Here is a 17,684-nt window from a genome sequence, read left to right on the forward strand (position 1 = left end):
TGTCGCTGTACTGAGTTAACACATTGCTGACAATCTCCGTCCGATCACACGTCGACTGTGCTGAGACGGAGGAGACCAGTGACAGAGAGTGGTAACCGACTCGACCGGCGGCGACTACTGCAGCTAGGCGGCGTGAGCGCGGCCTCGATCATGCTCGGGACGGGCGCGATCTCGTCCGGTCGGGCGTACGCGGCCCCGTCGTTCACGGCAGATCCGTTCAGCCTCGGTGTGGCCTCCGGCGACCCGCTGCCGGGCAGCGTCGTGCTGTGGACCCGGTTGGCCCCCGACCCGCTGGCCGAGGACGGCCATGGCGGCATGCCGCGCCGACCGGTTCGGGTGCGCTGGGAGGTCGCCGCCGACGAGCGGTTCCGGCACGTCGTCCGGCGCGGCAGCGTCGAGGCGACGCCGGAACTGGCGCACTCGGTGCACGCCGAGGTGTACGGCCTACAGCCCGGACGCGAGTACTTCTACCGCTTCGCCGCCGGCCCGAACGAAAGCCCCGTCGGCCGGACGAGGACGGCGCCCGCTGTCCATGCCCGTGTGGAGAAGCTGCGCCTGGCCTTCGCCTCCTGCCAGGCGTGGCCGGACGGCTTCTACACCGCCTACCAGCACATGGCGGCCGAGGATCTGGACCTCGTCATCCACCTCGGCGACTACATCTACGAGTACGGTATCCCGGCCACCGGCGGAAACCGGAACACCCCGGTTCCGGCGTACTTCGCCACCGAGACCGTGAGCCTGAAGCGGTACCGGACCCAGTACGCGTTGTACAAGAGCGATCCCGACCTCCAGGCGGCGCACGCGGCGTTCCCGTGGCTGGTGACCCTCGACGACCACGAGGTCGAGAACAACTGGGCCGACGACGTGCCCGAGGGCAACACCCTGACGCCGACCCGTCCGGAGTTCCTGGAGCGGCGCGCGGCGGCGTTCCGGGCGTACTACGAGCATCTGCCGATCCGCAGCAGCGCGCTGCCGACCGGCCCCGACATGCGGCTGTACCGCCGGTTCACCTACGGCGACCTGGCCGAGTTCAACATGCTCGACACCCGGCAGTACCGCTCCCCGATCGCGAACGCCGAGACCGACGAGCGCCTCGACCCGGCCCGTACCCTCACCGGGGCCGAGCAGGAACGGTGGCTGCTGCACGGTCTGGCGGCGTCGCGCTCGCGGTGGAACGTCCTGGCCCAGCAGATCCGGGTCGCGCAGTTCGACCACGGCTCGGAGACCGATCCGAACCTGCCGCACGACGGCTGGGAAGGGTTCGGGATGGACAGCTGGGACGGCTACGTCGCCTCCCGGGACCGGATCTTCGGCGGCATCGTCGAGCGGGGTGTGCGCAACCCGGTGGTGCTGACCGGCGACTGGCACCGCAACCTGGTGGCCGACATCAAGGCCGACTACGCCGACCCGGACTCCGCGACCATCGCCTCGGAACTGGTCGGCACGTCGATCAGCTCCGGTGGCAACGGTACCGACATCGACAACCTCGGCCGGGCCGGGCTGATCGTCAATCCGCACGTGAAGTTCTACAACATCCAGCGCGGCTACGTGTCCTGCAGGCTCGACGCCCAGCGGTGGACGTCGGAGTTCAAGGTGTTGCCGCAGGTACTCACCCCCGGGGCGCCGATCTCCACCCGCGCCAGCTACGTGATCGAGGATGGCCGGCCGGGTGCCGTGCCCGCGTGACGAGAGGAATTGCAGCGATGACCAGCCACCCGCTCACCGCCGGCGTCGACTACCGCGGGCCGCTGCGGCCCGTACGCCACCTCACCGCCACCCCGCAGGAGGGTCCGGCCCGCCAGAGCGTCGTACTGGACTGGGCCCCGCCGGCCGGCGGTCGGATCGTGGACCACTACATCGTCTACGGCTCGCGGCGCCGCCACTTCACCGCCGATGATGCCGAGCTCGTCGTCGAGGCGCCGGTCAGCCGGTACGTGCACGGCGGCCTCGGCCCGGACAGTCAGGTCTGGCACTACCGCGTCGTCGGCATCGACGCCGCCGGCAACGTCGGCAGTTTCCGGGCATCGCCGCAGGCCATGGCCACCACGGCGGGCTCGTTCGTGCTCGGCGCCACCGCCTCCAGCCAGTTCTCCGCCGACTACGCCGCATCGCTCGCCGTCGACGGCTCCATGTCCAGCCGGTGGGCCGCGGCCTACACCGACGACGAGTGGATCCAGGTCGAGCTGGCCCGCCCGATCATCGCGGGCCGGGTCGAGTTGCACTGGCAGGACGCGTACGCGCGCGACTACGACCTGCTGGTCTCGCCGGACGGGACCGACTGGACATTGGTGCGCGAGGTACGCGGCAAGCCGACCGCCGACGCCGACATCCACGAGGTCACCGGCGCCGGCGCCTTCCGGTTCGTCCGGATGCACGGCCGGCTGCGGGCCACCCGGTGGGGCTTCTCGATCTGGGAGTTCTGGGTCTCACCGACCCCGGGATAGGCGCGTCGGCGCCCAGGTCACCCAGGGTTGGACGAGTTTCGGCACGTCACCACCTATGCGCTTTATGTGCTCACTCCTTCCTACGCTGCCCCCGCCGGCTCGGCACCTGTCCGGACGAGCCGGGTCGCGGACCGTTGGAGGTTTGGGCATGGGTGGGAGGAGGCCGACGGCCGTCCAGGGGTGCCTGGGGCTCTCCGTCGGGGTCGGTGCGGACCGACTCGGTGTCAGCAGCGACGATCCAGATCTCGACGTCGCGTGGTTGGCGGATCGCGTACGGGCGCTGTTCCGGCACACGGTGCCGTACGACGAGATCTGTGTCGGCCTCACCGACCCGTTGACGGGCCTGATCACAGCGGTGCAGAACCGTCGCCCACCGGTACCGCCGGAGACGTATCTGGAGACCGAGTACGTCGCCCCGGACGTCAACCGGGTGGCGTGGCTCGGCGTCCAGTCGGATCCGGTCGGCGTCCTCTCGGCGGCGACGGTCGGGAAGCTGGTCAGCAGCAACCGGTACCGGTGGGTGTTGCGGCCGAGCGGCGTGCGGCACGAGTTGCGGGCGGCCCTGGTCGACCAGGGCCTGCGCTGGGGGTTCCTCACCCTGCTGCGTGGCCCGGAGCTGCCCGACTTCTCGCCGGTCGAGGCGGGACTGGTTCGTTCGGCCCTACCCGAACTCGTCCGGGACCTGCGGACCACCCTGCTGCGCACGTCGACGCGGGTCGTTGCCGAGCGCCCGTCCGGGGTGGCGCTGATCGGTGTGGGCGGACTGGTCGAGGAGGCCTCTCCGGCGGCGGAGGGGCTGTTCGCGCAGCTTGCGTCGTACCAGTCGGAGGTCGGGCTGGCACTGCCGGTGCCCGTCGCGACGATGGCGGCGAGCCTGCGCGCGCCGGCTGCGCGGGAGAGCCGGCGCGCCCTGCTGCGTGACCCGGACGGTGGTTGGCTGGTACTGACCGGGCGGCGGCTCGCCTCGGCCGGGGCGTGGTCCCGGGTTGTCGTCTCGTTCGAACCGGCGTCGCCGATGGACGTCGCACCGCTGGTGTTGCGCACGCGCGGGCTGACCGACCGGCAGCTCGCGGTGGCGATGTGCGTGCTGCGCGGTATGACGAACGCGGAGATCGCGGACGATCTCGGGATCTCCGTGCACACGGTGCAGGACCACCTCAAGGCCAACTTCGCGAAGGTGGGCGTGCAGAGCCGCCGGGAACTCGTGCGCATGGTCTTCCGAAGCGGGTACTCGGAGCGGGGCGACCGTGGGTACTCGGAACGGGTCGAGCGCGGGTGCCCGGAGCGACTCGAGCGGCGGAGGTCGGCGGAGGGCTGGCAGCGGGCCGCGCACCGGGGCGGGACGGAGCAGAGGTGTCGATGACATCCCAAACTTCTGGGGATGGGCCCGGCCTCGATCCGACCGTAACCTCTCGTGGGTTGGAACCCGGGTGGGCACCAGCGTTCCGGGCACCACCCGAAAGAGCGTGACCTGGTGTTCGTGCCCGCCGAAGGCGTGTCGTGATTCAGCGAGGACAATGTGCGCAGCTACTCCTTGTACATCGACGGCAACGACGTGTCAACTGGCCGCTGGATCCACACGATCCGGGCCAGTGCGCTGTTGACCGACGCCTTCAGCGCGCTCACCCTCAAGCGCTCACTGGATCGTGGCGGGGAGGCGGATCCGGACGACGCCCGCGTGGTGGGTCGGGTCGCGTACGCCTCGCCCGAGCAGTGCCTGCCCGCCCTGGCCGCCGCGCGTCGCGCGCAGCCGATCTGGGCGCGGGTCCCCTTCGCGGAACGGCTCGCCTTCGGCGCCGCGATCCACGACGACCTGCGGGCCCGGGCGACCGAATTCGTGGACATCCTGGTGGCGGAGGGCCATCCCCGGCGACTCGCCGAGTGGGAGGTGGCCGGTGTCCTTGAGGGGAGCAGTCCGGAGTCCCTACAGGTCAGCGCGGAGCTGATGGTACGAACCCGGCGGGTCGGCCAGCGTGAGGTTCGGCTGGTACGGAAGCCGGACGGCGTCCTCTGCGTACATCCGCCCCGGAACGCGTCGGCGTCGAACTCCGTCCTCGGGATGCCGGCCCTGATCGCCGGCAACAGCGTCGTGGTGAAGGCTCCCCGGAGCTCGCCGCTGGGGGTCGCCTGGTTCTGGCGGGAGATCGTCGCCCCGGCACTGGACCGGTTCGGCGCCCCGCCCGGCACGCTCAATCTGATCTGTGCGGAGCCGAAGCCGGTTCTGGAACAGTGGCTCGACAGTCCCGACGTGGACGACGTGATGTTCATCGGGGACAGCAACCGGGGAATCGAGTTCGGCAAGCGATGCGTCGAGCGTGGCAAGAAGCCGATCCTGGAACTCGCCGGCAACGACGGGGTCCTGGTGTGGAAGGACGCCGACCTGGAGTCGGCGGCCCGCGCGCTGACCGAGTGCTTCTACGGGTCGGCGCAGATCTGCATGGTTCCCAAGTACGCCCTGGTGCATCCGGCGGTCGCGGACGAACTCCTCGACCGGCTCCGCAAGTGGCTGCCGGAGATCCGGCCGGGGCTGCCGGAGGAGCCGGACGTACTACTCACTCCGGTCCTCCGGACGGGCGAGTTCTTCACCGTCCTCGACGAGGCGCGGAAGGCCGGCGCCGAACTGGTGGCCGGTGGTGAGCGGATGGACCAGGACGGCGTACCCAGCCCGACGGGGTTGTTCCTGCAACCCACCGTGATCCGGGTGGACGGCCTGGACCGGGCCCGGGAGCTGCGGGCGGTGCAGGCGGAGACCTTCTATCCACTGTTGCCGATCGTGGTTCTCGACGACGGCGCGATCGACGCCGCCGAGCCTGACGACGCGATGTTCGACCGGGCGGTGGGTTTCCTCAACCGCAACACGTACGGGCTGCGCAACTCACTGTGGAGCGAGGACCCGGACCGGATCGACCAGTTCTGCGAGCGGGTGGTGAACGGCGGACTGTTGAAGGTGAACGACTCGCACCTCGGGTTCGTGCCGGGGCTGCCCACGCACGGGGGCACCGGCCTGACCGGCGGCCCGTTCGGCGAGTGCAACCTGCCGATGATCCGGTCGAGCCATCTCCAGGGCATCAGCATCGCCACCGAGGTACGCCCCCGGGACAGTGTCTTCACCCACCTGCGGCAATCCGCCGCCGCACCGCAGGCCGGCGGCGTCCCCGTCGACGCGGTCCGTCCCGGCGGTTTCGTGGAGGCGGGGGCATGAGGCTCCTGGCCGCCGATCGGGCCGTCCTCGACCGCCTGCTCCCGGGTTTGGACGCCGAACTCGGCCGGCACCCGCTGACCGCTCTCGAGCGTCCGGAGAGCCCCGGGCTCGCCGCGTTCCGGCTCGCCCGGGGCCCCGGGTTGCTGGTCCCCGTCGAGCACGGCGGCACCGGGGCCACCGCGCGCGAGGCGGTGCGGTGTACCCGGGCGATCGGTTCCAGGTCGCCCTCCCTGGCGGTCGCCGCGACCATGCACAACTTCTCCGTCGCCAGCCTGGTCGCCCTCAGCAGCCGCAGCGAGGGGTTCGAGTGGATGCTCCTGGACGCGGTCGCCCGGGACCGGCTGCTCGTCGCCAGTGCCTTCGCCGAGGGGCGCACCGCGCAGGGCATCCTCTCGCCGACGATGCGGGCGGAACGCGACGGCAAGCGCTGGCTCGTCACCGGCAGCAAGAAGCCCTGCAGCCTGTCCCGGTCGGCGGACATCTTCACCACCAGCGTGCTGTTGCACGAGGATGCGGAGGCGCCGCGGCTGGGTGTCGCGCTGATCACCGCGCACAGCCCGGGGATCACGGTACGGCCGTTCTGGGCGAGCGGGGTACTCACCGGCGCGGAGAGCGACGAGCTTGTCCTGACCGAGGTGCCGGTGGAGGACGAACTCATGGTGCGGATGGCGGTCGATCCGGACGCGCCGCCCGACGACGATCTCCAGACGGTGGGACTGATCTGGTTCAGTCTGCTGATCACCGCTGCCTACCTCGGCGCCGCGGCGGGGCTCGTGGAGCGGCTGACCGCCACCCGGGGGACTCCGGAGCTGCGGGCCCAGATCGTCACCGATCTGGTGGGGGCGGCGCTGGCCGTCGACCGGGTGGCCGCCGACGTCGATGCCGGGGACACGGGGCAGGACGTCCTCGCGGACGCGCTGGTCGCCCGGTACGCCGCGCAGGGCGCGATCGGGCGCGCCGTGAGCCAGACCGTGGAACTGCTCGGCGGGATCGCCTTCGTCTCCGGCCCCGATGTGGCCTACCTGGCCGCCGCATGTCAGGCCCTCGCGTTCCATCCGCCGTCGCGGGGATCCGTCGGTCGGTCACTCGACGGCTACTTCGCCGGCGGGACCCTGACGGTCGACTGACGAGCCGAAGAGATGACGAGCCGGAGAGATGACGGACGACCGGTGACAACCGGCTGATGAAGGCGGAGAGCCGATGACCTCGACCGACCTCGATGTGCTCGGCGTCGTGCGGAGCCACCTCAGCGAGGGGCGGGCCGCGCTCGCGGAGATGTTCGGCGGGCACCTGGAGGAATCCTCGCACGCCTCCCGGCTGCGTACCCGGGACGGCCGGGAGTTCCTGAACTGCGCCGGGTACGGGGTCTTCCTGCTCGGCGCGACGCACCCGCACGTGACCGAGGCCGTGGTGGCGCAGGTCCGACGGCATCCCCTCTCCACCCGGGTCGTGCTGGACCCGGTCGCCGCCGAGGCGGCCCGTACCCTGGTCGAGGTCTGCCCGCCCGGCCTGTCCCAGGTGCACTTCACCGGTTCCGGTGCCGAGGCGACCGAGACGGCGATCAAGCTCGCCCGGGCCCACGGCAAGCGGCGGCTGGTCACCACCGTCGACGGCTACCACGGCAAGACGATGGGGGCGCTCAGCCTCACCGCCCGGGACCTCTACCAGAAGCCCTTCCAGCCGCTGCTCCCCGACGTCGTGCAGATCCCCTACGGCGACGCCGAGGCGTTGGCGGGGGTACTCGCCGACGGCGTCCCGTCCTGCTTCGTGGTGGAACCGGTGCAGGGCGAGGCCGGGGTGATCGTGCCACCCTCCGGATACCTGGCCGAGGTGGCGGAGGTCTGTCGGCGGCACGGGTGCTTCCTGGTGGTCGACGAGATCCTCACCGGGCTGGGCCGGCTCGGTCGGTGGTGGGGTGTGGACGCCGACGGCATCATCCCCGACGTCATGCTGGTCGGCAAGGCGCTCTCCGGCGGCGTCATCCCGGTGGCGGCGGCGGTGGCGACCCGGGCGGCGCTCAGGCCGTTCTCCAAGGACCCGTTCCTGCACACCTCGACCTTCTCCGCCGCCCCGGTCGCGATGGCGGCCGCCCGGGCGGCGGTGGAGGCGATCCAGGCCGAGGACGCCGTCGGTACCGCCGGCCGGCTCGGCTCGCTGCTCGTCGAGCGCCTGCGGCACTCCGCCACCCGCTGTCCCCACCTGGTACGCGAGGTACGCGGGGTCGGCCTGCTGATCGGGGTCGAGATGCGCGACTCCGGTCTCGCCGGCGAGTTGCTGATGGAGCTCTTCGACGCGGGAATCCTGGTCAACCATTCCCTGAACAACTCGGCGGTGCTCCGGCTCACCCCGCCGGTGACCCTGACCGCCAGCGAGGTCGATCGGCTGCTGGCCGCCTTCGACACCGCGTTCGACACGCTGGCCGCGCGGTTCCCCGGCTGACCGTCCCCGGATCGTCGATGCCAGCGATGTCTATGCCAGCCGGTCACCCACCGTCACCACCGCCGTTCCATCGACACTCGGAGGAGTGCCATGCCGCTGGTCATCGTCGACGCCCAGATCACCGGGCACCGGGTCGAACAGGTCTACGACACCGTCGCCGACTTCGCCCGGTACCCGGAACTGGTGGACACGGTGCGCTCGGTCGAGGTCGACCCGCCCGAGCCGGACGGCTCGGTCGCGAGCACCTGGAGCGTGCTGTTCCGTAACGGCATCCTGCGCTGGCGGGAGGTCGACCGGTTCGACCGGGACGCTCTTCGGATCTGGTTCGAACAGACCGAGGGCGAGTTCGACGTGTTCCGCGGCGAGTGGAGTCTGAAGCCCGACCGGGACGTTGTCCGGCTGCTCTTCCAGGCAGAGTTCGACTTCGGCGTCGCCAGCCTCGCCCCGATCATCGATCCGGTCGCGACCCGGGTCCTCACCGAGTCGATGCAGACGATTCTGCGGGGTCTGTTCGGCCCCGACTCGGTGCGGTTCGCCGTCGAGGCGAACCCGGTGGCCTGACCCCCACGCCCACCGAAAAGGCCGGGCGTGGGGGGCGCGGGTGGTACCCGGGACGCGCGGGGTCGTCAGTCGACGAGCCGTACCGGCATCCGGTCCATCCCACGGATCATCAGGGTTCCCCGCCACCGCACCTCGCCGGCGAGCCGCAGCGCCGGCGCCCGGCGGAGAAGTGCGGCCACCGCGATCTGCAGTTCGAGCCGGGCCAGTGCCGCGCCCAGGCAGAAGTGGATGCCGGCGCTGAAGGACAGGTGGTTGCCCGCCGACTCGCGGGTCAGGTCCAGCCGGTCCGGGTCGACGAACATCTCCGGATCGCGGTTGGCCGCGCCGAGCAGCAGGATCGCCGACTCGCCACGGTGGATCGACTGGCCGCCCACCACCAGGCCGTCGGTCAACGCGGTCCGCCGGGTGATCTGCACCGACGCGTCGTACCGCAGCAGTTCGTCCACGGCGGTCCGGGTGAGGGTCGGCCGGGTCCGGGCCAGGGTGAGCTGGTCCGGGTTGCCCAGCAGGGCGAGCGTGGCGTTGCCGATCATCGCGGCCGTGGTCTCGTGCCCCGCGACGAGCAGGAGCATGCAGGTCAGCGTGAGTTCCCGCTCGGTCAGCTGGTGGCCCTGCCCGGCCAGGGAGACGAGTCGACCCAGCAGGTCGTCGGTCGGCTCGCGGCGCCGCGCGGCGATCAGTTCCCGCAGATAGCCGGAGAACTCCCGGTCGGCCCACTCGAACCGGTCGAGTACGTCCGGCGACAGCAGCATCCGCGGCTCGGTGCCCCGGGCCAGCGCCAGCGACCACTCCCGGAAGTCCTTCTGGTCGTCGACCGGTACGCCGAGCAACTCGCAGATGACCGCCAGCGGCAGCGGGTAGGCGTACGCGTCGATCAGGTCGACCTCGCCGGCCGCCAGAGCGTCGTCGAGCAGCCGCTCGGTCACGGTACGGATCAGCGGCTCCAGCCGGGAGACCAACCTCGGGGAGAACGCCCTGTTCACCAGGCCGCGGAGCCGGGTGTGGTCCGGCGGGTCCATGGTGAGGAACGACTGCAGCGACAGGTCGAGGTCGAACCCGACTGCCTCGCCCCGCTCGGCGAGGGCCTGGGTCACGTCGTCCCGGGTGCCGTGGCCCCACCGGGGATCGCGGACGATCTCCGCGATGTCGGCGTGCCGGCTCACCACCCACGGCCCGAACGGAGTACGGAACACCGGCGCTTCGGTACGCAGCCGGGCGTACGAGGGGTACGGGTCGGCGTGGAACTCCGGGCTGAACGGATTGAACAGGTCCGGGTCGGCGTAGTCGGTCATATCGCCTCTGTCAGTCCCATGTAGGTCAGCCGGACGTCCTGGGTCTCCTTCGACCAGCGCAGCGCCGCGTCGATGCGCTCGTCGGGGGTGGTGTCCAGGAGGCGCCGCCCGGGCCAGATCTCGTAGTCGCCGATCACGTCGGCCCGGTCGAGCATGCCCTCCTGGAACAGCGCCTCGTGCCGTTCCAGCATCTTGGTCAGCGGGAGCCGCTGCCACATCTCCCGACCACGGACGATGAGCTCGACCAGCCGATCCTTCTGCTGCGGCTGCTCGGCCACGTAGCGCCGTACGATCGTGCTCCCGACCGTCAGGTGCCGGATCTCGTCGATTCCCGCGCCGCGCTGGATCTGCGCGGCGGCCGGGTCCAGGACCTGCCACTTGCGCTCGCTCAGCTCCGTCGTGGGTGCGATGACACCCTCGACCAGCACGGTGAGGACCACGACACCGCCGTAGAAGTCGCCCTTGGCGAGCACCCCGAGGCCGAACGTCTCCAGCGGAAAGAGCACCTTCCGCGCGTCCTGGCCGGCCACCTTCTCCATCAGGGTCGGCAGTTCGGCTTCCGGTATGCCGAGTTCGAGCAGGTGGCCACGGTAGGTGCGGGCGTGCCGGGCCTCGTCGAGGAGCTGGGTGGCGTAGAACTCCATGCAGGCGATGTCGGGGGTCAGCGGCACCAGGGCGGCGATGGCCCGGGTCGCCTTCTCCTCGGCGATCGCCTGGAAGGCGAACTCCTCGACCACGGCGTCCCGCAGCGGGCCGGGCCGGCGCATGAAGTCCGGTATCGCGGCGTCCGGGGCGTGGCCGTGCACCAGTCCTCGCAGGCTGCCGCCGGCGACAGCGCCGAGCCAGTAGTCGAGGTCACACTGCTCGGGACTCAGCTCCAGGGTCCGTGCGCCTTCCAGCACCCCCGGGGCGGTCGTCCAGGCAACCTCGGACGGGATCTCGGTCATCCAGTACTGACTCCTTCGCGAGTCGACCGCGCGGTCGGCGGCTGTTCCGCCACCGGTCGGCCGGATGTTAGCGGCGGTCGCCCGGCCCGGCCCATCCCTGGAAACCGGGGATGGCGTGCTCCGGCGGACGCGGCTAGCGTGACGGGCCGCGCTTCCTGGTCACCGAGCCTGCGCTGCCCGGTCGCCGGGCCGCGCTGTCTGGTCGCGACGACGAGCGGAGATCACCGATGACGACCGACTCCCCGGCCGACCGGAGTCTGGACGCGGGTCCCGGGCAGGCGGTCTACAGCGAGCGCATTCTCGCCATCTACGACACCGGAGTACTCCGGATCGCCCAGCCCCTCGCCTGGCGCTGCCCGAGCAGCCGGATCCTCGCCCTCTACGACGAGCACGCCTCGGCGGACCACCTCGACATCGGGGTCGGCACCGGCTACTTCCTCGACCGGTGCCGGTTTCCCGAGCCGCAGCCGCGGATCACGGTGCTCGACATGAACTCGAACTCGCTGGCCGCGGCGGAGCGTCGGCTGTCCCGCTACCAGATCCGTACCCAGCAGGCCAATGTGCTCGAACCCATCCCGCTACCGGCCCGCAGCTTCGGCTCGGTCGGAATGAACTGCCTGTTGCACTGCCTGCCCGGCACGCTCACCGACAAGGCCGCGGCCCTGGCGAACGTCAAGGCGCTGATGCGTCCGGGAGCGGTGCTGTTCGGCTCGACGGTGCTGGTCAAGGGAATCCGGCACAACCCACTCGGACGGATCCTCGTCAACTCGTGGAACCGGCGCGGCATCTGGAGCAATCGACAGGACGACCTGGCGGGTCTGCACGCGGCGTTCAGCGCGCACTTCGAGCGGTACGAGATCAACCTCGTCGGGCGCTCGGCCCTCTTCACGGCCTGGGCCTGATCCACGCCGGCCGGCCGGGCTCCGCTGCCAGCCGGCCACGGCGCCGAGCGTGGCAACCCCGGCTACCGGTCCGGCCACTGCTCGGCGAGCAGTCCGTAGATAACGTTGTCCGTCCAGACGCCCTTCGTCCAGTAGTCCCGGCGCAGGTGCGCCTCCTTGACCATGCCCACCCGCTCGCACAGCCGCGCCGACGCCTCGTTCAACGGGTTGAGCTGCGCGATCACCCGGTGCATCCGACAGTGTCCGAAGGCGACGCCGAGGAGTGCCCGTACCGCCTCGGTGGCGTAGCCCCGGCCGGAGACCGCCGGGTGGAAGGCCCAGCCCATCTCGCCCCGGGACAGCGTCTCGTCGGCCGGCCACAGAATCACGTCGCCGACCACCTCGCCGTTGTGCTCCACCACCAGCGCCAGCCGGGAGTCGACCCCGGTGATCGCCGTGTAGTGGATCCGCCTGCCGACCATCTCGGCCGCGAACTCCCGCGACCAGGGCTCCCACGGGATGTAGCGGGCCACGACCGGATCGCTGTAGTAGGCGTGCAGCGCCGCCACGTCGTCGGCCCGGTACTGGCGGAGCAGCAGTCGCTCGGTACGGATCGGCAGCGCCAGGTCAGACATGTGGTCCAGTATCCGACCTGCGCATCCCCGCCCCGCCGACGGGCACCCGCGACGCGACGCGGTCACCTCGGGCGGCGCGCCCTCGCCGGGCGAGCAGGGCGAACGCGGTGACGCAGGCGGCGGGAACCAGGGCGTACCCGCTGAAGACGAGCATCGCGACGACCGCGACCAACGCGACGGCGGCGACCACCCGCAGCGGCCCGGGCAGCACCCGGCAGGCGGCGGCGGTACAGCCGAGGTAGACCACCAGGAAGAACGTGGTCGGCACGTTGACCAGGGCGGCCAGCCCGACCCGACCGGTACCGAGCAGTCCGATCAGCACGACCCCCGAGCCGAGGAGGGCGGCGAGCAGCCACGGCGGCATGACGTCCGAGGCCACCGCCGGGCGCCGTGCGACGTTTCCGAGCCGGGAGCCGACCGACCCGAGCCGGGAGCCGACCGACCCGAGCCGGGCGCTGGTCGGCCCGATCCGCGCGCCGGAGGTCAGCGAGCGTGCCAGGCTGGCGGCGCCGGAGAGGTACGCGAGGACGGCGCCGACGGTGAGCACGCCCGCGCCGACGGCGGCGATGGTCCGGCCGGCCGGGCCGACCGCGAGAGTGAGCAGTGCGGCCAGCGGCACCGACGTGCTCGCCTGCGGCCCGAGCGCGGCCACGGTGACCGTCCCCAGCGCCAGGTAGATCACCGTGGTGGTGCCGAAGGCGATGCCGATGACCACCGGGAGCTGCTGGCGCGGCCGGGCGAACCGGTGGGTCAGCGGCGCGATCGCCTCCCAGCCGACGAAGGCCAGCATCAGGGTGGCTGCCGCCGGACCGATCGCCAGCCAGCCGTGCGGCGCGAACGGCGTCCAGTTCGCGGCGCTGCTGGCCGGGGCGGCTCCGGTGACCGCACCGACGACGATCACCACGAGCAGCAGGACCAGGCCGAACTGCACGGTTGCCGAGGTACGCACGCCGCGCAGCGCCACGGCGAGGGTGCCGAGCAGCAGGACGGCGGCGCTGGCGGAGGCGAGCCGGAGGTCGCCACCGAGCAGGTCGGCGACGTAGTTGCCGCAGGTGACGCAGACGATCGGCGCGCCGGTCACCACCCCGGCGAGGAAACACCAGGCGACCGCGCGGCCTACCCGGGGTCCGAGGCCCGCCTCGGCGTACGCCCGGACCCCGCCGGCCGACGGGTAACGCACGCCGAGGGCGGCGAAGACGATGGCGAACAGGCCCGACACGACCAGCAGGCCGGCCCAGGCCAGGATCGACGCCGGTCCGGCCCGGGTCACGGCCAGGCCGGGCAGGAGCAGCAGGCCCGGTCCGAGCAGCGCCCCGACGTAGAGCGCGGCGCCCCGCGGCACGCCGATGTCGGGTACGGCGGGCTCCCGCCGGCTGGTCAGGCTGGTCATGACGAAAGTCTGGCAGCGCAGCCGCGGCACGCGATGGCAAATATGCGCGGATCAGCGGGCTGTTGTGCAACATCGTTGCGTCAGTGGCTGGTACTGCGACAGCATGTGCGGATGGCTGTCTACGACTCCACCGACCGGGCGATCCTGGACCGCCTCCAGAACGACGGGCGGATCCCCAATGTCGACCTCGCCGAGGCGGTGGCGCTGTCGCCGTCGGCCTGCCTGCGTCGGGTACGCGCCCTCGAACAGGACGGGCTGATCGCCGGCTACCGGGCCGAGCTCGACCGGACCCGGCTGGGGCTGGACCTGACGGTATTCGTCGAACTGAAGGTGGGTCAGCACTCCCGGGAGACCGCGGCCCGGATCGAGTCGGTGCTGACCGGCATCCCCGAGGTCGTCGCCTGTCACGTCATCTCCGGCTCCGCCGACTTCCTGGTCGAGGCGGCGGTGGCCAACCTGGCCGCGTACGAGCGGCTGCTGATCGACCAGATCCTCGCCATCCCCGGGATCGTGGACGCCCGCAGCACCTTCGCGATCCGCACGGTGAAGACCCGTGGCCCCCTGCCGCTGGCCCAGTTGCGCTGAGCCGGGCGTAGCGCATCTGTCCGGGCGTAGCGCATCTGTCCGGGCCTACGGCGGTCTGTCCGGGCGTACGGCAGTCGTGAAATAGGCTGCCCGGTGCCGCGCGGTGCGGCATCCTGCTGACAACCGGGTCACCGTCGGTGACCCGGGTCAGGGGGTGCGGCCGGCGATGGCAGTGGAGCTGGTGCTCTTCGGTGAGGTGCGGGCCCGGGTCGACGGCCGGCCGGTCGATCTCGGCCACGCGCGGCAGCGGTGCGTGCTGGCGGCGCTGCTGGTCGACGCCAACCGGGTGGTGCCGGTGGACCGGCTGCTGGACCGGGTGTGGGGCGAGGTGCGCCCGCGGCACGCCCGCAACGCCCTCTCCGGGTATGTGTCCCGGCTGCGTGGGCTGCTCGGCGCGGGCGGCGGGGCCACGATCGTCCGCCGGTCCGACGGGTACCTGCTGAAGGTCGATCCGGAGGCGGTCGATCTGCACCGCTTCCACCGGCTGCTCGCCCGGGCCCGGTCCGCCGCCCGACCCGGCGCCCCCGGCGATCGGGACAGTCGGAACGGCCCAGGCGGTCAGCGCGGCGGTCCGCCCCACGACGGGGCGACCCCGGCCGCGCTGCTCGAAGAGGCGTTGTCGCTGTGCCGTGGCGAGCCCTTCGGCAGCCTCGACACGCCCTGGCTGGCCGGGATCCGTACCGCACTCGCGGCCGAACGACTGGGCGCCGAACTCGATCTGACCGATCTCGCCCTGGTCGCCGGCCGGCACGCCGAACTCCTCGGCGAGCTGACGGGGCGGGCCGCCGCGTACCCGTTCGACGAGCGGATCGCCGGGCAGGTGATGACCGCGCTGTACCGCTGCGGCCGGCAGGCCGACGCGCTCCGGCACTACCAGGACGTCCGGTCCCGGCTCGCCGAGGAGCTGGGCATGGATCCGGCACCGGCACTGCAACGGCTGTACCGGCGGATCCTGACCGGCGACCCGGCGCTGGACGGCCCTCCGGCGCCGGCCCCGCAGGCTCCGCCCGCCCCGCAGGCTCCGCCGGGTCCGCAGGCTCCGCCCGCCCCGCAGGCTCCGCCGGGTCCGCAGAGTCCGCCGGCCCCGCAGAGTCCGCCGGGTCCGCAGAGTCCGCCGGGTCCGCCGGCCCCGCAGAGTCCGCCGCCGCCGGGGAGCGCCGCGAGCCCGCCGCTGGACGACGCCGCGAGCCCGTCGCCGTCGCTGCCCCGGCAACTGCCGGCACCGCCGGCCGCGTTCACCGCGCGGGAGTACGAGCTGACCGAGCTGGACGCGCTCGTCGACCCGGCCTCCGGCGTCGGCGCCACCGCTGTGGTCTCCGGCTCCGCCGGAGTGGGCAAGAGCGCGCTCGCGCTGCACTGGGCACACCGCAACGCCGACCACTTTCCCGACGGGCAGCTCTACGTCAACCTGCGCGGCTTCGACCAGGACGGTGTGCTGGTCGACCCGGCGGAGGCGGTGCGCGGATTCCTCGACGCGTTCGGCGTCGGCGCCCGGCGGATACCGGTGGGGCTCGCCGCGCAGGCCGCGCTCTACCGCAGCCTGGTCGCCGGCCGGCGGATGCTGGTGGTCCTCGACAACGCCCGCGACGCCCGGCAGGTCCGCCCGCTGCTGCCCGGCGCCCCCGGCTGCGCCACCGTGGTGACCAGCCGGAACCGGCTGGCCGGCCTGGTCGCGATCGACGGCGCGCGGCCGGTCACCGTCGACCTGTTCCGGCCTGCCGAGGCCCGACGCTTCCTGGTCCGGCGCCTCGGCGCCGACCGGGTGGCCGACGAGCCGGCCGCCGTGGCCGAGATCGCGGCCCGGTGCGCGCGGTTGCCGTTGGCGCTGGCCGTGGTGGCTGCCCGCGCCGCCGCGTACCGGCACTTCCGTCTCGCCGATCTGGCCGCCGAGTTGCGCACCGCCGACTGCAGCCTCGACCCGTTCGACGGTGGCGAACCGGCGGCGAACGTCCGGGCCGTCTTCTCCTGGTCGTACCGGGCACTGCACCCCGCCGCCGCTCGGTTGTTCCGGCTGGTCGGGCTGCATCCCGGGGCGGATCTGACCGCGCCGGCCGTGGCCAGCCTCGCCGGCCTGCCGGTGGCGGCGGTACGCCGGCTGCTCACCGAGCTGGCCCAGGCGCACCTGCTCGACGAACGGTCGCCGGGGCGGTACGCCGGACACGACCTGCTGCGGGCGTACGCCGCCGAACGGGCCGAGGCCGAGGAGGCGGCCACCGACCGGCGTACGGCGGCGACCCGGCTACTCGACCACTACCTGCACACCGCGTATGCGGCCGACCGGCTGCTGTATCCACACCGCGACCCGATCGTGCTGGCCGAGCCGGCCCCGGGCGCCGAACCCGAGTCCTTCGCCGACCGGGCCGGCGCGGGGGCGTGGCTGCGGGCCGAACACCGGACCCTGCACACCCTGGTCGACTGGGCGGCCCGGAACGGGTTCGACCGGCACTGCTGGGAGCTGGCCTGGAGCCTGACCAGCTTCTTCAACCTGAGCGGGTACTGGCACGACCAGGTGGCCGTGCAGCGTACCGCGCTGGAGGCGGCGGGCCGGGTCGGCGACGAGGCGGCGCAGGCGCACGTACACCGGAATCTCGGCCGGGCGCAGACCCAGCTCGGCCGCCTCGACCAGGCCCGGGCTCACCTCGTCGAGGCGGCGCGGCTCTTCGTCGCCGTCGGCGACCGCGCCAACCATGCGCAGACGCGGGTGAACCTCGCGCGGATCCTCGAACAGCAGGGTCGGGACCGGGCGGCGCTGCACCACGACCGGCGCTCGCTCGACCTCTACCGCGAGATCGGTCACCTGACCGGGCAGGCCCGGGCGATGAACAACATCGCCTGCATGCTCACCCGGCTCGGCGAGTACGACCAGGCCCGGGAGCTGTGCCGGCAGGCGCTCCGGCTCAACGAGGAGATCGGCAACCGGCACGGTACGGCGACGAACTGGCAGACTCTCGGCTATCTCGAATGCGCCGCCGGGGCGTACCCGGCCGCGGTCGCCGGCTGCCGGCGCGCGCTCGACCTCTTCGCCGAGGTCGGTGACCGGGGCGGCGCCGCGGAGACGCTGACCTGCCTCGGCGAGGCGCTGCACGGCGGCGGCGAAATCAGTGCCGCCGTGCAGGCGTGGGAACGGGCGCTGGTGCTGCACGACGAGATGGGCCACCCGGACGCCGACCGGGTACGCCGGCACCTGCTCGCGGCGCGGCAGGACGGCCGGATCGGCAGCATGCTCCCGGCGGGTACCGCCGCACGCCCGCGTACCGCCGCACGCCCGGATGCCGCCGCCTCGGGCCGGTACCCGGGAAGCTGACGAC

General features: G+C 72.3%; 14 protein-coding genes. 10 read left to right on the top strand and 4 right to left on the bottom strand.

The annotated features are described in order from the left end of the window. Window positions 1–132: 132 nt before the first annotated feature. The 7 genes from ABNF97_RS27290 to ABNF97_RS27320 all read left to right on the top strand — a co-directional run bounded on the left by ABNF97_RS27290 (window position 133) and on the right by ABNF97_RS27320 (window position 8,646). Window positions 133–1,686, top strand: a complete 1,554-nt coding sequence (locus ABNF97_RS27290) for an alkaline phosphatase D family protein (protein ID WP_349340276.1) — start codon at window positions 133–135, stop codon at window positions 1,684–1,686. A 17-nt stretch (window positions 1,687–1,703) separates the two neighbouring features. Next, window positions 1,704–2,444 (top strand): discoidin domain-containing protein, encoded by a 741-nt coding sequence (locus ABNF97_RS27295; RefSeq protein WP_130462440.1) that lies wholly within the window; start codon window positions 1,704–1,706, stop codon window positions 2,442–2,444. 148 nt (window positions 2,445–2,592) lie between these two features. Continuing rightward, on the top strand, window positions 2,593–3,807 hold the full coding sequence (locus ABNF97_RS27300) for a helix-turn-helix transcriptional regulator (protein WP_349340277.1): 1,215 nt from the start codon (window positions 2,593–2,595) through the stop codon (window positions 3,805–3,807). 156 nt (window positions 3,808–3,963) lie between these two features. Then, window positions 3,964–5,646 carry an aldehyde dehydrogenase family protein gene (locus ABNF97_RS27305; RefSeq protein ID WP_349340278.1) on the top strand — a complete coding sequence of 561 codons (1,683 nt, stop codon included), beginning with the start codon at window positions 3,964–3,966 and terminating at the stop codon, window positions 5,644–5,646. Continuing rightward, window positions 5,643–6,773, top strand: coding sequence for an acyl-CoA dehydrogenase family protein (locus ABNF97_RS27310; RefSeq protein ID WP_349340279.1), 1,131 nt, complete (start codon window positions 5,643–5,645; stop codon window positions 6,771–6,773). Before ABNF97_RS27305 ends, ABNF97_RS27310 begins: the two co-directional genes overlap by 4 nt. Window positions 6,774–6,846: 73 nt before the next feature. After that, entirely contained in the window at window positions 6,847–8,085 is a 1,239-nt protein-coding gene (locus tag ABNF97_RS27315) for an aspartate aminotransferase family protein (RefSeq protein WP_349340280.1), read from the top strand. Between the two features lie 90 nt (window positions 8,086–8,175). Further along, window positions 8,176–8,646 (top strand): SRPBCC family protein, encoded by a 471-nt coding sequence (locus ABNF97_RS27320; RefSeq protein WP_130462436.1) that lies wholly within the window; start codon window positions 8,176–8,178, stop codon window positions 8,644–8,646. Window positions 8,647–8,711: 65 nt separating this feature from the next. On the opposite strand, the gene ABNF97_RS27325 is transcribed toward ABNF97_RS27320, so the two are convergent. Further along, the gene (locus tag ABNF97_RS27325; protein ID WP_130462435.1) at window positions 8,712–9,938 is read right to left on the bottom strand and encodes a cytochrome P450; all 1,227 of its coding nucleotides are present in this window, start codon (window positions 9,936–9,938) and stop codon (window positions 8,712–8,714) included. Then, complete coding sequence (locus tag ABNF97_RS27330) at window positions 9,935–10,885, bottom strand: ferritin family protein (protein WP_130462434.1); 951 nt, start codon at window positions 10,883–10,885, stop codon at window positions 9,935–9,937. The genes ABNF97_RS27325 and ABNF97_RS27330 overlap by 4 nt, the downstream gene beginning before the upstream one ends. A gap of 227 nt (window positions 10,886–11,112) precedes the next feature. Here ABNF97_RS27330 and ABNF97_RS27335 point away from each other — a divergent pair, with 227 nt between their 5' ends. Further along, window positions 11,113–11,787, top strand: coding sequence for a class I SAM-dependent methyltransferase (locus tag ABNF97_RS27335; protein ID WP_349340281.1), 675 nt, complete (start codon window positions 11,113–11,115; stop codon window positions 11,785–11,787). A 62-nt stretch (window positions 11,788–11,849) separates the two neighbouring features. On the opposite strand, the gene ABNF97_RS27340 is transcribed toward ABNF97_RS27335, so the two are convergent. Together ABNF97_RS27340 and ABNF97_RS27345 are read right to left on the bottom strand one after the other, a co-directional pair. After that, window positions 11,850–12,401, bottom strand: coding sequence for a GNAT family N-acetyltransferase (locus ABNF97_RS27340; protein ID WP_130462432.1), 552 nt, complete (start codon window positions 12,399–12,401; stop codon window positions 11,850–11,852). Then, entirely contained in the window at window positions 12,394–13,791 is a 1,398-nt protein-coding gene (locus tag ABNF97_RS27345; RefSeq protein ID WP_349340282.1) for an APC family permease, read from the bottom strand. The genes ABNF97_RS27340 and ABNF97_RS27345 overlap by 8 nt, the downstream gene beginning before the upstream one ends. A 111-nt stretch (window positions 13,792–13,902) precedes the next feature. On the opposite strand from ABNF97_RS27345, the gene ABNF97_RS27350 reads away from it, so the two are divergent. Together ABNF97_RS27350 and ABNF97_RS27355 are read left to right on the top strand one after the other, a co-directional pair. After that, window positions 13,903–14,376, top strand: coding sequence for an Lrp/AsnC ligand binding domain-containing protein (locus ABNF97_RS27350; protein ID WP_130462430.1), 474 nt, complete (start codon window positions 13,903–13,905; stop codon window positions 14,374–14,376). 166 nt (window positions 14,377–14,542) lie between these two features. After that, complete coding sequence (locus ABNF97_RS27355; RefSeq protein WP_349340283.1) at window positions 14,543–17,680, top strand: AfsR/SARP family transcriptional regulator; 3,138 nt, start codon at window positions 14,543–14,545, stop codon at window positions 17,678–17,680. Window positions 17,681–17,684: the final 4 nt, after the last annotated feature.

Source organism: Plantactinospora sp. B6F1, assembly GCF_040120695.1.
Taxonomy (GTDB): Bacteria; Actinomycetota; Actinomycetes; order Mycobacteriales; family Micromonosporaceae; genus Plantactinospora.

What these genes read in the sequence shown, in the direction of transcription:
- ABNF97_RS27300 (WP_349340277.1), top strand. Translation starts at nt 2,593, where the DNA reads ATGGGTGGGAGGAGGCCGACGGCCGTCCAGGGGTGCCTGGGGCTCTCC.
- ABNF97_RS27320 (WP_130462436.1), top strand. Translation starts at nt 8,176, where the DNA reads ATGCCGCTGGTCATCGTCGACGCCCAGATCACCGGGCACCGGGTCGAA.
- ABNF97_RS27345 (WP_349340282.1), bottom strand. Translation starts at nt 13,791, where the DNA reads ATGACCAGCCTGACCAGCCGGCGGGAGCCCGCCGTACCCGACATCGGC.
- ABNF97_RS27355 (WP_349340283.1), top strand. Translation starts at nt 14,543, where the DNA reads ATGGCAGTGGAGCTGGTGCTCTTCGGTGAGGTGCGGGCCCGGGTCGAC.
- ABNF97_RS27330 (WP_130462434.1), bottom strand. Translation starts at nt 10,885, where the DNA reads ATGACCGAGATCCCGTCCGAGGTTGCCTGGACGACCGCCCCGGGGGTG.
- ABNF97_RS27310 (WP_349340279.1), top strand. Translation starts at nt 5,643, where the DNA reads ATGAGGCTCCTGGCCGCCGATCGGGCCGTCCTCGACCGCCTGCTCCCG.
- ABNF97_RS27335 (WP_349340281.1), top strand. Translation starts at nt 11,113, where the DNA reads ATGACGACCGACTCCCCGGCCGACCGGAGTCTGGACGCGGGTCCCGGG.
- ABNF97_RS27340 (WP_130462432.1), bottom strand. Translation starts at nt 12,401, where the DNA reads ATGTCTGACCTGGCGCTGCCGATCCGTACCGAGCGACTGCTGCTCCGC.
- ABNF97_RS27295 (WP_130462440.1), top strand. Translation starts at nt 1,704, where the DNA reads ATGACCAGCCACCCGCTCACCGCCGGCGTCGACTACCGCGGGCCGCTG.
- ABNF97_RS27325 (WP_130462435.1), bottom strand. Translation starts at nt 9,938, where the DNA reads ATGACCGACTACGCCGACCCGGACCTGTTCAATCCGTTCAGCCCGGAG.
- ABNF97_RS27315 (WP_349340280.1), top strand. Translation starts at nt 6,847, where the DNA reads ATGACCTCGACCGACCTCGATGTGCTCGGCGTCGTGCGGAGCCACCTC.
- ABNF97_RS27350 (WP_130462430.1), top strand. Translation starts at nt 13,903, where the DNA reads ATGGCTGTCTACGACTCCACCGACCGGGCGATCCTGGACCGCCTCCAG.